Source organism: Microbacterium sp. 69-7 (assembly GCF_001897985.1).
In the GTDB taxonomy this organism is placed as follows: Bacteria; Actinomycetota; Actinomycetes; order Actinomycetales; family Microbacteriaceae; genus Microbacterium; species Microbacterium laevaniformans.
This window is the reverse complement of sequence record NZ_MKRU01000059.1, coordinates 42,960-57,548: the sequence shown is the minus strand read 5'-3', so window position 1 is coordinate 57,548 and position 14,589 is coordinate 42,960. Positions and strand designations below refer to the sequence as shown.

The following is a 14,589-nucleotide window of genomic DNA, read 5'->3' as shown; positions in this document are numbered from 1 at the left end:
ACGCGGCTGTATGGAGGCTATGCATCCCCTGCACGAGGCGAAAGACGGATGAGAGGATCCTCATCCGAGTTCATCCGAAGGTCTACGCGATGCGCGTTCCCGGGGGCAGCGAGCGCGCCGGCGTGCGGGTGCGGGCCCACGCACCCCACAGCAGCAGGCCCGCCAGCAGCACCTGGACGGCGAGGCCCACGAACCAGCTCGGGACGGTCTCGTCGATGATCTCGCGCGGGGTGGGCTGCGTCGAGTCGAGGTGGACTCCCGGCGCACAGTCGTCCCAGCGCTGCTCGAGCGACGGAGGCAGCTGCGCCGACCGCACCGACAGCTTCAGCGAGCCGAAGAGGTCGTCGGGGTAGCCGTACTCGGTGAACCGTGTGGGCGTGGCGTCGCCGAGGATCACGAAGGGGTTGGCCGACAGCAGCCACCACACGTAGTCGAAGCGCGGCACCCGGTAGGTGCCGGTCTGCCACTCCCCGCAGACGAAGCTGTCGGGGGTGTCGCCGCAGAAGCGGACACCGTCCTGACACAGCGGCGCTCCGTCGGGACCGGTCTCGTAGGAGCGGGTGATCGAGGTGCCTTCGCTGGCGACCGCGGCGCCGATCAGCCCGAACCCGAGCGGCGTTCCGACGGTCAGCGCGGCGACGACGAGGTAGGTCGTGGCGACCGAGAACAGCGGACGCGCGAGCAGGCCCGACAGCGCCACGCCGATCGCGGCGACGACACCGGTCTCGACCACGAGCACGACGAGCGAGACGACCACGGTGAGCGGGTCGACGCCACCCGCGAAGGTGGCGATCACCAGGAACGGCGCCGCCACCGCGGCGAACGCCAATCCGGTGATCCAGCCGGCGATGAACTTGCCGAGGAGGATCTCCCCCGTCGTGACGAGCGTCACCTGCACGGGAGCGAGCGTCGCGGCATCCCGGTCGCCGTTGATGCTGTTGCCGCTGAGGGTGGGCGAGACGAGCAGCACCAGCAGCAGGGTGACGCAGACGACGACGGAATAGATCCCGGGGCCGCTCTGACCCCAGCCGCCATAGGCGAGGTAGGCCAGCGCGGTCACGCCGACGAGCAGCAGCGCGAAGACGCCGAGCAGCACGTACCACGACACGGTGCGCACCCGCTGGAGCAGCTCGAGGCGGGCGATCGTCCACAGACGCGCGGCGTTCATGAGCGTTCTCCCCGGAGGTCGAGGAACGTGTGTTCCAGAAGTCCCGTCGCCGCCGCGAACTCCGCGACCGGCAGGCCGGCCCCGACGAGGGCGGCGAGAGCGGATGCCGCGTCGTCATCGCTCGCGAACGAGACCAGCAGGTCGCGCCGATCGATCGGGACGAGGGCGGCGTCCAGGCCCAGTGTCTGGGCGACCGGCAGCGCCGCCGCCGTCGCATCACGGTCGGCGAGGCGGATGCGCCACGTCCGCAGGCGTGTCGCCGCCGCCGCGACCCGCTCACTGCTCACCGTGGTGCCGTCGACGAGGAACACCGCCTCGTCGACGACTTCCTCGAGCTCGGAGAGGATGTGACTGGAGATGAGGATCGTGCGCCCCTCGGCGGCGAGGCGGCGCAGCAGCACGCGCAGGTCGATGCGCGCCTGCGGATCCAGGCCCGAGGCCGGCTCATCCAGCAGCAGTACGCGGGGATCGTGCACGAGGGCGCGCGCGAGACCGAGGCGCTGCTTCTGTCCCCGCGACAGCACGCGTGCCGGCGCATCGGACAGCGTCCCGAGCCCCACCTCGTCGAGCAGCCGTGCGGCGCCCGCCCGGGCGGCCTCGGCATCCAAGCCGTAGAGGCGGCCGGTCATGACGAGCGTCTCGCGGGCGGTGAGGGTCGGCCATGCGCCGAGGGCGTCGGGCATCCAGCCGAGCAGCGCGCGGGCGGCGGCGGGCTCGGCGAGGGGGTCGACGCCGCCGATGCGGATGGTGCCCGCGTCGGGGGCGAGGAGCGAGGCCAGCATGAGCATGAGCGTGGTCTTGCCCGAGCCGTTCGGTCCGACGAGGCCGGTGACGGCGCCCGCCCGCGCCTCCAACGAGACATCGCGCACGGCATGCACGTGTCCGAACGAGCGGCGCACTCCGGTGACGACGATGCCGGGGAGGGTCATGCCCTCACCCTATGCGAGAGCTGTGCCGGGGCTGCGAAGCGCACGGTGAACACTCAGCGGCCGTGGTGAGGGCTGGTCAGCGGAAGAACGCCACCCCGAGGTCGGCGTGATCGACGAAGACGCCGTCGAGGCCGGCATCCCGAATCACGCCCCACTCGGCGGCGTAATCGCCGAAGGCAGCGTCGTCGCCTCCGCGGCGGAAGGCGGGCGTCAGGAACGCGTTCTCGGGACGACACGTCCACGTGAACACCGCGAGCCCCTCCGCGTGGGCGTCGGCGACCAGCTCGGCCCCCCGCAGCGCCGGACCCAGCAGCATCGCCTTGTCGACGCTGATGCCGTCCACCTCGTCCGCCAGCCGCGCCAGCCCGTCGGCGCTGACCTGGTCGCGATACGGCGTTGCCGCCGCGCCGTGGGCCGCGACGAGATCGAACGGCGCGCCGTCGGCCTCGACGAGGTAGACGTATGTCGCGCGGATGCCGCGGGCACGCAGCTCGCGCAGCACGGCGAGCTCGAACGACTCCACGAACAGCGAGCGCGCTCCCTCCGCCCACCCCGCGGCGCGCAGTTCCGCGGCGATGAGCGCCGCGACATCGAACCCCCGCGACCCGAAGTAGGTGGCGTGCTTGATCTCCAGGACGATGCCGATGTCGCGCCCCTGCTGATGTGAGGCCGCCGCGACGAGATCGAGCAGGTCGCGCAGGCGCAGCGGCGGCTCCGTGTCGTCGAAGGCCGCGCTGCCGCGGCGCAGGTGCGGCAGCCGTTCGCGACAGCGCAGCGTCGACAGCTCCGCCCAGGTGAAGTCCTCCGTGAACCAGCCCGTCTGCGGCACGCCGTCGACCGGCTTCGTCGTGCGGCGGTGCGCGAACTCGGGGCGGTCGGCGACGTCGGTCGTCCCCGAGATCTCGTTCTCATGCCGGACGACGGCCACCGCGTCCTTCGTGAAGACGACATCCGGTTCGACGGCATCCACTCCCATCGCCAGCGCCAGCTCGTAGGAGGAGCGGGTGTGCTCGGGGCGGTATCCGGGGGCACCACGGTGACCGATCACCAACGGGCGGGCACGAGGCATGGCTCCAGGCTACCGATCGAGGTTCGTCTGAGCGGCTTCACAGCAGCGACACAGCCGGCGCCCGACGATGCGGCACGACCGTCCGATAGCCTGTTATCCACAGCACCTCGCTGTGCACCCGACCGGTGCACCCTAGGGAGTGGAAAGAGACCATGGCCTCCGGCAACTTCGCCTTCAACAACCCCGCCTTCCAAGAGCAGCGTCCCGGCCTCACGCCGCCCGCCGCGCCGCAGCCCGGCGCCTCGACCGGCTACGCCGCGACGTCGCACCAGGTGACGGATGCCGCGGTGAACGCCCAGCTCGAGGGCGCTTTCGCCGCCCCCGCCGCCGCGTCGCACCAGACCGGCCGCATGACCGTCGAGGACACCGTCGCCAAGACGGTGGGCCTGTTCGCGATCCTCCTCGTCACGGCCGTCATCGGCTGGGTGTGGACGCTGGGCGGCGCCTTCTCGCCCACCGACGTCGCACGTTCCTCGCAGATCACGATCGTGCCGTGGATCATCGGCATGCTCGGCGGCTTCGTGCTGGCGATGGTCGTCTCGTTCACGTCGCGCAAGAAGATCCGCCCCGCGCTGATCTTCGGCTACGCGGCCTTCGAGGGCCTGTTCGTCGGCGGCATCTCGGCGTACTTCGAGTTCATCTGGCCCGGCATCGTCATGCAGGCGACCCTCGCCACGCTGTCGGTCGTGGGCGTCACGCTGGCGCTGTTCGCGAGCGGCAAGGTGCGCGCGAGCGCCCGCGCGACGAAGATCTTCATGGTCGCGATGATCGGCTACCTGGTCTTCGGCCTGCTGAACGTCGTGCTCATGATGTTCGGCGCAGCCGGAACCGGCGGCGCCTTCGGCCTCTACAGCAACGTCAAGATCGCCGGCATCCCGCTCGGCCTGATCATCGGCGTGCTGGTGGTCATCATGGCCGCTTACTCGCTGGTGCTCGACTTCGACCAGATCCAGCAGGGCGTCCGCAACGGCGCTCCCCGCGAGTTCGGCTGGCTCGGCGGCTTCGGCATCATGGTCACGGTCGTCTGGCTCTACGTCGAGATCCTTCGCATGATCGCGATCCTCCGCGGCAACAACTAGCGCGCGACGCATCCGCGCACGAAGGCCCGTCCGGCTCCCGCCGGGCGGGCCTTTCGCATGCCTCGGCATCCGCACGGGCCCGGCTTCCCGACCCCGCCCCCGGCCGTTCCGTACTCAGTCTGCGCGCGGCGGCATCCCGGTGTCGGCCGCGCCACCACCCGGGAGCGGTGTCGCAGAAACTCCGCCGAGACTGAATACGGAACATCGCACCCCGGCGTCATGGGCCGGCGATGCACCCCGCAACGACGGATGCCGGGACCGGGGGCACTCCCCGCGATCCCGGCATCCGGTCAGATCACTCCCACTCGATGGTCCCCGGGGGCTTCGACGTGACGTCGAGCACGACCCGGTTGACCTCGCGGACCTCGTTGGTGATGCGGTTGCTGATCTTGGACAGTACGTCGTAGGGCAGGCGCGTCCAGTCGGCGGTCATGGCGTCTTCGCTGGAGACGGGGCGCAACACGATCGGGTGCCCGTAGGTGCGGCCGTCGCCCTGCACGCCCACCGAGCGCACGTCGGCCAAGAGCACGACCGGGCACTGCCAGATCTCGCCGTCCAGGCCCGCCTTGGTCAGCTCCTCACGGGCGATGGCGTCGGCGTCACGCAGGATCTCGAGACGGTCAGCGGTGACCTCACCCACGATGCGGATGCCGAGGCCGGGCCCCGGAAAGGGCTGGCGACCGACGATCGCCTCGGGAAGGCCGAGCTCCCGGCCGATGGCGCGCACCTCGTCCTTGAAGAGGGTGCGCAGCGGCTCGACGAGCTCGAACTGCAGGTCCTCCGGAAGGCCACCGACGTTGTGGTGGCTCTTGATGTTCGCGGTGCCGGCTCCGCCGCCGGACTCGACCACGTCCGGGTACAGCGTCCCCTGCACGAGGAAGCGGATGGGCTCGCCCTCGGCGGCCGCTTCGGCGACCAGGTCGGCCTGCACCTTCTCGAAGGCGCGGATGAACTCGCGGCCGATGATCTTGCGCTTCTGCTCGGGGTCGCTGACACCGGCGAGCGCGTTCAGGAACGTCTCGCGCGCATCGACGGTGATCAGGCGCACGCCCGTGGAGGCGACGTAGTCGTTCTCGACCTGTTCGCGCTCGCCCTTGCGGAGCAGGCCATGGTCGACGAACACGGCGACGAGCTGGTCGCCGACGGCCTTGTGCACGAGCGCCGTCGATACGGCCGAGTCGACCCCGCCCGACAGCGCCGACAGCACGCGGCCGGAGCCGACCTGCGCGCGGATGCGATCGACCTGTTCGGCGATGACGTTGCCGCTGTTCCAGTCGGCGGCGAGCCCCGCCGCCTTGTGGAGGAAGTTGGTCAGGACGTCCTGGCCGTAGTCGGAGTGCTTGACCTCGGGGTGCCACTGCACGCCGTAGAAGCACTTCTCGGCGTTGCCGAACGCCGCCACCGGTGTCGCGGCCGTCGAGGCGAGCACCTCGAAACCGGCCGGTGCCGTGGCAACCTGGTCGCCGTGGCTCATCCAGACGTTCTGCTCGGCCGGCTGCCCGCCGAGGAGCACGCCGCCGTCGTTCACGATGACGGCATCCGTCGCTCCGTACTCGCGCAGGCCCGTGTTGGCGACCTCGCCGCCGAGCTGCTGAGCCATCACCTGGAAGCCGTAGCAGATGCCGAGCGTCGGCACGCCGAGCTGCAGCACGTCGGGGTCGAGGGAAGGCGCCCCGGGCTCGTAGACCGACGACGGACCGCCGGAGAGGATGATCGCGACGGGGTTCTTGGCCTCGACCTCGGCGGCGGTGACGGTGTGCGGCACGAGCTCGCTGTACACACCCGCCTCGCGCACCCGACGCGCGATGAGCTGCGCGTACTGGGCTCCGAAGTCGACGACGAGGACGGGACGCTGAGCGGTCTCGGTCTGGGTGGTCACCGGCTGCCTTCCGTGGCGGGGATCGGGGCGGAGGATTCGTCGGCTTCACGCTGGGCGAGGTAGGCCCGCACCTCGCGCGCGACGCGCGCCTCCATGAAGAACGACAGCAGCGGCACGATGCCGCCGAGTGCGAGCACGATGAAGCGCACGAAACCCCAGCGCATGAGGCTCCAGACGCGGAAGCACGCGAAGAGGTAGACGACGTAGAACCAGCCGTGCGCGATGAGGATGCCGGTGGAGAGGTTGATCGCTCCGCCGGTGAGGTCAGCGCCCCCGTCGAGGGCGACGGGGTGGAGCCACAGCGCGCCCCCGGAGCCGCCGGCGAACAGCTCGTAGCCGAATGCGTACTTCACGATCATCTCGGCGCACAGCGACAGGAGCATCACACCCGTGATCACCGAGGCGATCTGGTAGAACCTGAGCGCCCCGCGGATCGCCGGAAAACTGGCGAGTTTGGGCTGAGGCATGCCGTCAAGTCTAGTCGGCGTGGGCGGCCGCTCTGGCGGCTTGCGCCTCCTCCAGCGCCTCGACCTCCTTCTCCCACGCGTCGCGTGCGAGCCGGTACCACATGTAGAACGCGAAGCCCGCGAAGATGGCCCACTCGACGGCGTAGAAGATGTTCAGCCAGTTGACGCTGGAGCCCTCCGCCGGCGCGGGCGAGTCGATCGCGACGAGCCCGCCGACGAGGGGTTCGCCGGCGTCGGCGACGAGGTAGGAACGGTACACCGCCAGCTCGTCGGTGTCGTGCCACCAGCTCAGCAGCGCGGCCGGCGACATCCGCGTCATCTCGGTGGCCGCGGCCCCGCGTGGGGGTGCGACGGGCCCCTCGTCGGCGATCAGCCGACCTGTGAGGGTGAGCGCGCCGCCCGGGTCGGCGTTGAGGGTGGATGCCGCGGCATCCGCGACCGCCCGGTCGGCGCTCCAGCCGACCGCGACCGCCAGGGAGGTGGGGGTCGCCGCGTCGGTGCGGAACTGCCCGGTGACCCAGTACCCCTGCTGAGCGTCGTTGAAGCGCGAGGAGACGACGAGGAAATCGCCGGGGACGAAGGACCCGGAGACCTCGACACGCTGGCCGACGAGCGGCTCGGGCAGGTAGGCGCCGGGGGCGGTCACGTCGTCGATCGGGCGCACCTGTTCGGTGGCGCCGGGCGCCTGCGGCGAGGTGTCGATGGCGCGGCCCAGCTGCCACTGGCCGAGCCAGGCGAACATCGCCGCGACGACGAGGGCGAACACGAGCATGCCGAGCCACCAGGGGCGCAGCATGACTTCGCGCAGCGTGGGCGGGAACGGCTCCGCGGTCATCGACCTGCCATGTAGGGCGCGACGACGACCTCGACGCGCTGGAACTCCTTGAGGTCGGAGTATCCGGTGGTGGCCATCGACTTCTTCAGCGCGCCGATGAGGTTCGCGGTGCCGTCGGCGACGGGAGCGGGGCCGTAGAGGATCTCCTCCAGCGGGGCGACCTGTCCGACCTCGACGCGCTTGCCGCGCGGGAGCTTCGGGTGGTGCGCCTCGGGACCCCAGTGGTAGCCGCGGCCGGGCGCGTCGGTCGCGCGCGCGAGCGCGACGCCGAGCATGACGGCATCCGCGCCCATCGCGAGCGCCTTGACGATGTCTCCGGACGTGCCGACACCGCCGTCGGCGATGACGTGCACGTAGCGCCCGCCAGACTCGTCGAGGTAGTCGCGGCGCGCGCCGGCGACATCGGCGACGGCCGTCGCCATCGGCGCATGGATGCCGAGGGTCGCGCGAGTGGTCGAGGCCGCTCCCCCGCCGAACCCGACGAGCACACCGGCCGCTCCGGTGCGCATGAGGTGCAGCGCCGCGGTGTAGGTGGAGGCGCCACCGACGATGACGGGCACGTCGAGGTCGTAGATGAACTTCTTGAGGTTCAGGGGCGCATCGACGCTGGAGACGTGCTCGGCCGACACCGTGGTCCCGCGGATGACGAAGAGGTCGACGCCGGCGGCGACGACGGTCTCGTACAGCTCCTGCGTGCGCTGTGGGGTGAGCGATCCGGCGACCGTCACGCCCGCCTCGCGGATCTCGGCGAGGCGGTCGCGCACCAGCTCGGGCTTGATCGGCTCGGCGTACAGCTCCTGCATACGGCGCGTCGCCTCGGATGCCGGCAAGGACGCGATCTCGGCGAGCAGCGGCTCGGGGTCGTCGTAGCGGGTCCACACGCCCTCGAGGTCGAGCACACCGAGGCCGCCGAGCTGACCGAGCATGACCGCGGTGCGCGGGCTCATGACGGAGTCCATCGGGGCGCCCAGCACCGGGATCTCGAAGCCGAAGGCGTCGATCGACCAGGCGGTCGACACGTCTTCGGGGTTGCGGGTGCGCCGCGAAGGCACGACCGCGATGTCGTCGAACGCGTAGGCACGGCGGGCGCGCTTGGCGCGGCCGAGCTCGATCTCCATGGTCACCCCCTCAGCCTACTCGCGGTGCCCGCCCTCACCCCGCGGCCCCCGCACGGCAGGATGGGTGCATCGGGAGAAGGGATGCCATGTCGGAACGCATCATCATCGTGGGCGGCGGGGTCATGGGGCTGGCGACGGCGTGGCAGCTCGTGCGGCGCGGCGAGCGCCCGATCGTGCTGGAGCGGTTCGCCCGCGGGCACCACGAGGGCGCCTCGCACGGTGAGACACGCAACTTCAACAATGCGTACGGCGACGCCCACTACCTCGATCTGCTCGTCCGCGCGCGCGAAGGCTGGGACGCACTCGGCGAGGTGGAGGGCGACCCTCTGCTGCGGTTGCACGGCCTCGTCTCGCACGGCTCGGGCATCGCGCTCGGGAGCGCCACGACGCGCGACCTGTCGGCGATCGCGGGCGAGCTGCATGCCCGCGGCATCCCGGCGGAGATCCTCGACGGTGCCACGGCCGGCCGGCGCTGGCCGGGGATGCGCTTCGAGGACACCGTGCTGTTCTCCCCCGACGCCGGCGTCGCCCGGGCGGCGGCGGCCCTGCGCGAGCTCGAGCGCCGCATCGTCGGCGGGGGCGGCGAGGTGCGGTGGAACACGCGTGTGCGTGCGGTCGCTGCCGATGCCGACGGGGCGAGCGTGGTGACGGATGCCGAGACGCTTCGCGCCGACGCGGTCGTCGTGACCGTCGGCGCCTGGACCTCCGGACTGCTCGCGGACCTCGGCATCCCTCTGCCGCCGCTGCGGGTGACGGAGGAGACCCCGGCGCATTTCACGGCGACCATCGCGGGCCCGTGGCCGTCGTTCAACCACTTCGTCGCTCCGGGCTCGCAGCCGGCGAACGTCTACGGCATGCCGACGCCGGGCGAGGGCGTGAAGGTCGGCTTCCACGGCATCGGCGACGAGATCGATCCCGACCGGCGACCGCACCGCCCGGTGCTCCAGCGCGAGCTGCGCGACTACGTGCGGGAGTGGTTTCCCGGCCTCGACGCCGACACGGCCGTCCCGATCTCCTGCACCTACACGACGACGCCGACCGAGGCGTTCGTGCTCGACCGGGTCGGACCGCTCGTGGTGGGCGCCGGGTTCTCGGGGCAGGGCTTCAAGTTCGCCCCGGGCGTGGGCGCCACCCTCGCCGATCTGGTGCTCGATGCCGACGCCCGCGCCGCGGAGCCGTTCCGCCTGCCGCGCGGGTGACCGGCCGCGCGGGTGCGGAGCTCGGGTGCGGCGCTATCGCGCCCGCGCCACCCGCGCCTCATCCCAGACCGGCTCATCGGACTCCACGACCCGGCCGTCGGCGCCGAAGACCAGGAAGCGGTCGAAGGAGCGCGCGAACCAGCGGTCGTGCGTGACCGCCAGCACCGTGCCCTCGAACCGTCCGAGCGCCTCTTCGAGGGCCTCCGCCGAGACGAGGTCGAGGTTGTCGGTCGGCTCATCCAACAGCAGCAGCGTCGCACCCGACAGCTCCAGCAGCAGCACCTGGAAGCGCGCCTGCTGCCCGCCCGACAGGCTGTCGAAGCTCTGCTCGGCCTGACGGACCAGGCCGTAACGGTCGAGGGCGGAGCTTGCGGCATCCCTCGGCATCCCGGCTCTGCGGTCGTCGCCGCGATGGAGGATGTCGAGCAGAGAACGTCCGGCGTACTCGGGGTGGCGGTGCGTCTGGGCGAACCACCCGGGCCGCACACGGGCGCCGAGCACGGCCCGCCCGCTGTGGGCGACCGGCTCGAGCGCGGCGCCGATCTCGGTGACGTGCCCGAGGAGGGCGTCGGGGTCGGTGCCGCCGCGGGCCAGCAGCCGCAGGAAGTGCGACTTGCCCGATCCGTTCGAGCCCAGCACGGCGATGCGATCACCGAACCAGACCTCCAGATCGAACGGCTTCATCAGGCCGGTCAGCTCCAGGCGTTCCGCGACGACGGCGCGCTTGCCGGTGCGCGCGCCGCGCAGGCGCAGGTCGAGGTTCTGCGCGGGGGGACGCTCCTCCGGCGGGCCGGCGTCCTCGAAACGTCGCAGCCGCGTCTGGGCGGCGCGGTACCGCGAGGCGAACTCGTCGCTGGCGGCTGCCTTCGCCTTCATGTCGGCGACGAACCGCTGCAGTTTGAGGTGCTGCTCGTCCCAGCGGCGGCGCAGCTCGTCGAGTCGGGCCATCCGGTCTTCGCGCGCGGCGTGGTAGCCGTCGAAGCCGCCGCCGTGCACCCAGGCGCTGCTGCCGGCTCCGCCCGGTTCCAGCGTCACGATCCGGTCGGCGGCACGCGCCAGCAGTTCGCGGTCGTGGGAGACGAGCAGCACGGTCTTCGGCGTCTCGCGCAGGCGCTCCTCGAGCCAGCGCTTGCCGGGCACATCGAGGTAGTTGTCGGGCTCGTCGAGCAGCAGCACCTCGTCCGGTCCGCGCAGCAGGGCTTCGAGCGCGAGACGCTTCTGCTCGCCGCCCGAGAGGCTGGTCAGCGCACGGAAGCGGGCACGGGCGAAGGGGATGCCGAGGGCGGCGATGGTGCAGGTGTCCCAGACGGTCTCGTACTCGTAGCCGCCCGCCTCGGCGTAGTCCGCCAGGGCGCTCGCGTACCGCATCTGCGTGTCGAGGTCGTCGCGGTCGATGATGGCGGCCTCGGCATCCTCGAGCTCGCGCGCTGCCGCGCCCACACGCGCCGGGGCGACCGAGACGAGCAGGTCGTGGATGGACTGGTCAGCCGTGCCGTGACCGACGAACTGGTCCATGACGCCGAGCCCGCCGTCGATCGTCACGACGCCCGACTGTGGGGCGAGCTCACCGCGGATGAGACGCAGGAGTGTGGTCTTGCCGGCCCCGTTGGGGCCGATGAGCGCCGTCGTCTTGCCGTCGGCGACCCGGAATGTCACCTCGTCGAGCAGGGGGCGCCCGTCCGGCAGCACGAAAGAGACGGCGGCGATGTCGATGTAGCCCACAGCGGGTCCTTCCGCCCTCGCCGCGGTGCGGGCGCAGAGCCGACCAGCCTAACCGTTCTCGCCCCGACCGCGCGAACCGGGCCGACCGGCTCCGATGCGAGCCCGGTTCACGAACCCCGCAGAATGTGACGAACTCCGCACCCGATAACGCGAATGGATGCGGAGTTCGTGCGAATCTGCGGGGTTCGTGACCCCGCGCATGCCGCAGCCGAGCCGATCCCGGTGCCGCCGCTACCGAGCGGGCATGTCGTGCAGGCCCGCGGCCAGCGCCCGGCGAATCGCGCGCTCGACGGCGGCCGCGTCGTGCACGACCTGGGCGTAGGAGAAGCGGAGCACGGTATAGCCGCGCACACGCAGCTCGACGTCGTGGGAGATGTCCTTCGACCGCTGCGTGGACGACGAGTGATGCGCCCAGCCGTCGATCTGGATGACGAGCCACTCGCCGACCAGGACGTCGACCGGTCTGCCCGCGAGGTACACCTGCTGGCGCACGCGGACCCGCAGCCGCCGCAACGGACGGCACACCAGCACCTCGAGACCGGAGTCGGCCAGCCCCGTGATCTCCGCGGCGAGCGCCGTCGCCGCACGTGACGGCCAGCGGATCGCGCGCAGCGCCTCCGGCGCCAGGCGCTCGACGCCGGCGGCCGACTCCCAGAGCACGATCGCCTGCTCCGGCGGCACGCACACGGCGATGTGTGCGAGCGCATCCTCGACGGTTGCCACGAGCGAACGTCCGAGAGGCGCGACCGGCTGCGTCCAGTGCGCGACGCCGTCCCAGGGGGCACGGGGCCCCGTCGACCCCGGCGGGAAATGCAGGTGCAGCTCGTTCGCGATACCCTCGGGCATCCACCACCCTCGCTGACGCGCGAGCGTGGTGCAGGTCATCCTCCCGCCCCACCGTGCGGCCTCGCGCAGCTCGTTGGCCGCGTCGCGACCGACGAACCACGCACGGCGAAAGAGCTCTGCCGCTCCCGACCGCACCGCCGCGCGGAGCTGCTCGGCGCTGTACCCCTCACCCCGCAGCTGCTGACGGTGCTCCGCCGTGCCGCGGAGGCGGTCCGAGATGGGCACGAGCTGCATACCGGCATCCTGACCGGCTCCCGCGCCCGACCGGGCGCCGCAGGCTCCATCTGTTGCGAGAAGCCTCACGACGGCGGTTGGGGAGGAGTTCACGAACCCCGCAGAATGTGACGAACTCCGCACCCGATAACGCGAATGGATGCGGAGTTCGTGCGAATCTGCGGAGTTCGTGACACCACGGATGCGGCGGCCGCGGATGCGGCGGGCCGCGCTCAGCGCTTGTAGTTGGGGGCCTCGACGACGATCTGCACGTCGTGGGGGTGGCTCTCCTTGAGCCCGGCCGCCGTGATGCGGACGAACTTGCCGCGAGCTTTGAGCTCCTCGATCGTGCGCGCACCGACGTAGAACATCGACTGGCGCAGGCCGCCGACGAGCTGGTAGGCCACCGCCGAGACGGGACCGCGGTACGCGACCTGACCCTCGATGCCCTCGGGGATCAGCTTGTCGTCGCTCGGGATATCAGCCTGGAAGTAGCGGTCCTTCGAGTACGACGTCTTCTTGCCGCGCGTCTGCATCGCCCCGAGCGAGCCCATGCCGCGGTACAGCTTGAACTGCTTGCCGCCCTGGAAGACGATCTCACCCGGCGACTCGTCGGTGCCGGCCAGGAGCGATCCCAGCATGACGGTGTCGGCGCCGGCGACGAGAGCCTTCGCGATGTCGCCGGAGTACTGCAGGCCGCCGTCGGCGATGACGGGGATGCCGGCCTCGCGCGCGGCCTGGTAAGCCTCCCAGATCGCGGTCACCTGAGGAACGCCCACGCCCGCGACGATGCGCGTCGTGCAGATCGAGCCCGGGCCGACGCCGACCTTGACGGCATCCACCCCGGCGTCGATGAGCGCCTGCGCACCCTCGCGGGTGGCGACGTTGCCGCCGATGACGTCGATGTGCGCGAACGACTCGTCGGCCTTCAGGCGACGGACCATGTCGATGACGCCCTGGGACTGCCCGTTGGCGGTGTCGACGACGATGACGTCGACACCCGCGTCGCGCAGGGCCTCGGCGCGCTCCCAGGCGTCGCCGAAGAAGCCGATCGCCGCGCCGACGCGCAGACGCCCCTGGTCGTCCTTCGTGGCGAGGGGGTACTTCTCGCTCTTGTCGAAGTCCTTGATCGTGATGAGACCGGCGAGCTTGCCGTCGTCGTCGATGAGCGGGAGCTTCTCGACGCGGTGCTGCGCGAACAGGGCGATGACCTCGTTGGCGCCGATGCCGACGCGCCCGGTCACGAGGCCCTCGCTCGTCATGGCGTCACGCACCTTGGTCGTCTGGCGCTCGAAGCCCGAGACGAAGCGCATGTCGCGGTTGGTGATGATGCCGAGGAGGCGACCGTCCTCGTCCACGACGGGAAGCCCCGAGATGCGGTACTGGCCGCACAAGGTGTCGACCTCTTCGATCGTCGCGTCGGGGGTCGTCGTGATCGGGTCGGTGATCATGCCCGACTCGCTGCGCTTGACCTGGTCGACCATGGCGGCCTGCTCGGCGATGGCGAGGTTGCGGTGCAGGATGCCGAGTCCGCCCTCGCGGGCCATCGCGATGGCCATCCGCGCCTCGCTGACGGTGTCCATCGCCGCCGACAGCAGCGGGGTGGCGACCGTGATGCGGCGGGTGACACGCGACGACGTGTCGGCCTCGGAGGGGATGACGTCGGTGTGCCCGGGCAGCAGCAGCACGTCGTCATAGGTCAGTCCGACGAAACCGAACGGGTCGTTGTGCTCCACGTGCTCTCCTGTGTCTGGCATGTGCGTCGCGCGCGGCTCGCGTGTGTCTCGCGCGCGCGAAAGGCGGGTGTACCGATTGTAAGTCGCGGCGGCCTGCGCGCATTCCGCCGATACTCCCGGCTCATCCGGTTCCGCCGTGCACGTCACATCTCGATACGTGCACGTGAACGTTTCGCCTCTTGACGCGGGGCGGCATCTGAGGGAGCGTTTCTTCACGCGACGATGCGCACCCCGACGAAGCTCCGACGACGACGCGACGACGTCCTTGTGCGAAACACGCGCGACACATCCGGGTCGTAGCCTCGACCCACCAACGAGCGACCGTCCGG

General features: G+C 71.1%; 12 protein-coding genes. 2 read left to right on the top strand and 10 right to left on the bottom strand.

Going from position 1 to position 14,589, the window contains the following annotated elements:
• Nucleotides 1–82: 82 nt before the first annotated feature.
• The 3 genes from BGN98_RS05865 to BGN98_RS05855 form a co-directional block, all read right to left on the bottom strand.
• Nucleotides 83–1,168, bottom strand: a complete 1,086-nt coding sequence (locus BGN98_RS05865) for an ABC transporter permease (protein WP_288120189.1) — start codon at nt 1,166–1,168, stop codon at nt 83–85.
• A complete protein-coding gene (locus tag BGN98_RS05860; RefSeq protein WP_204946580.1) occupies nt 1,165–2,097 on the bottom strand; it encodes an ABC transporter ATP-binding protein in 933 nt (310 codons plus the stop codon). Before BGN98_RS05860 ends, BGN98_RS05865 begins: the two co-directional genes overlap by 4 nt.
• A gap of 76 nt (nt 2,098–2,173) precedes the next feature.
• Complete coding sequence (locus BGN98_RS05855) at nt 2,174–3,166, bottom strand: glycerophosphodiester phosphodiesterase family protein (protein ID WP_288120186.1); 993 nt, start codon at nt 3,164–3,166, stop codon at nt 2,174–2,176.
• A 152-nt stretch (nt 3,167–3,318) separates the two neighbouring features.
• On the opposite strand from BGN98_RS05855, the gene BGN98_RS05850 reads away from it, so the two are divergent.
• Entirely contained in the window at nt 3,319–4,245 is a 927-nt protein-coding gene (locus BGN98_RS05850; protein ID WP_005050373.1) for a Bax inhibitor-1/YccA family protein, read from the top strand.
• A gap of 295 nt (nt 4,246–4,540) precedes the next feature.
• Here the strand turns inward: BGN98_RS05850 and guaA are convergent, their stop codons facing one another.
• The 4 genes from guaA to BGN98_RS05830 are packed head-to-tail and all read right to left on the bottom strand — an operon-like array spanning nt 4,541 to nt 8,544.
• Nucleotides 4,541–6,124, bottom strand: a complete 1,584-nt coding sequence (guaA, locus tag BGN98_RS05845; protein ID WP_005050374.1) for a glutamine-hydrolyzing GMP synthase — start codon at nt 6,122–6,124, stop codon at nt 4,541–4,543.
• Nucleotides 6,121–6,591 carry a DUF3817 domain-containing protein gene (locus BGN98_RS05840; RefSeq protein ID WP_005050375.1) on the bottom strand — a complete coding sequence of 157 codons (471 nt, stop codon included), beginning with the start codon at nt 6,589–6,591 and terminating at the stop codon, nt 6,121–6,123. Before BGN98_RS05840 ends, guaA begins: the two co-directional genes overlap by 4 nt.
• A 10-nt stretch (nt 6,592–6,601) precedes the next feature.
• The gene (locus BGN98_RS05835) at nt 6,602–7,426 is read right to left on the bottom strand and encodes an SURF1 family protein (protein WP_288120184.1); all 825 of its coding nucleotides are present in this window, start codon (nt 7,424–7,426) and stop codon (nt 6,602–6,604) included.
• On the bottom strand, nt 7,423–8,544 hold the full coding sequence (locus BGN98_RS05830; protein ID WP_016463524.1) for a GuaB3 family IMP dehydrogenase-related protein: 1,122 nt from the start codon (nt 8,542–8,544) through the stop codon (nt 7,423–7,425). The genes BGN98_RS05835 and BGN98_RS05830 overlap by 4 nt, the downstream gene beginning before the upstream one ends.
• An 86-nt stretch (nt 8,545–8,630) precedes the next feature.
• Here BGN98_RS05830 and BGN98_RS05825 point away from each other — a divergent pair, with 86 nt between their 5' ends.
• Nucleotides 8,631–9,743 carry an FAD-dependent oxidoreductase gene (locus tag BGN98_RS05825; protein ID WP_288120182.1) on the top strand — a complete coding sequence of 371 codons (1,113 nt, stop codon included), beginning with the start codon at nt 8,631–8,633 and terminating at the stop codon, nt 9,741–9,743.
• Between the two features lie 33 nt (nt 9,744–9,776).
• Here BGN98_RS05825 and BGN98_RS05820 read toward each other — a convergent pair whose 3' ends face one another.
• The 3 genes from BGN98_RS05820 to guaB form a co-directional block, all read right to left on the bottom strand.
• The gene (locus tag BGN98_RS05820) at nt 9,777–11,465 is read right to left on the bottom strand and encodes an ABC-F family ATP-binding cassette domain-containing protein (RefSeq protein WP_288120181.1); all 1,689 of its coding nucleotides are present in this window, start codon (nt 11,463–11,465) and stop codon (nt 9,777–9,779) included.
• Between the two features lie 231 nt (nt 11,466–11,696).
• Entirely contained in the window at nt 11,697–12,545 is an 849-nt protein-coding gene (locus tag BGN98_RS05815; RefSeq protein ID WP_288120179.1) for an endonuclease domain-containing protein, read from the bottom strand.
• A 212-nt stretch (nt 12,546–12,757) separates the two neighbouring features.
• On the bottom strand, nt 12,758–14,260 hold the full coding sequence (guaB, locus tag BGN98_RS05810; RefSeq protein WP_288120177.1) for an IMP dehydrogenase: 1,503 nt from the start codon (nt 14,258–14,260) through the stop codon (nt 12,758–12,760).
• Nucleotides 14,261–14,589: the final 329 nt, after the last annotated feature.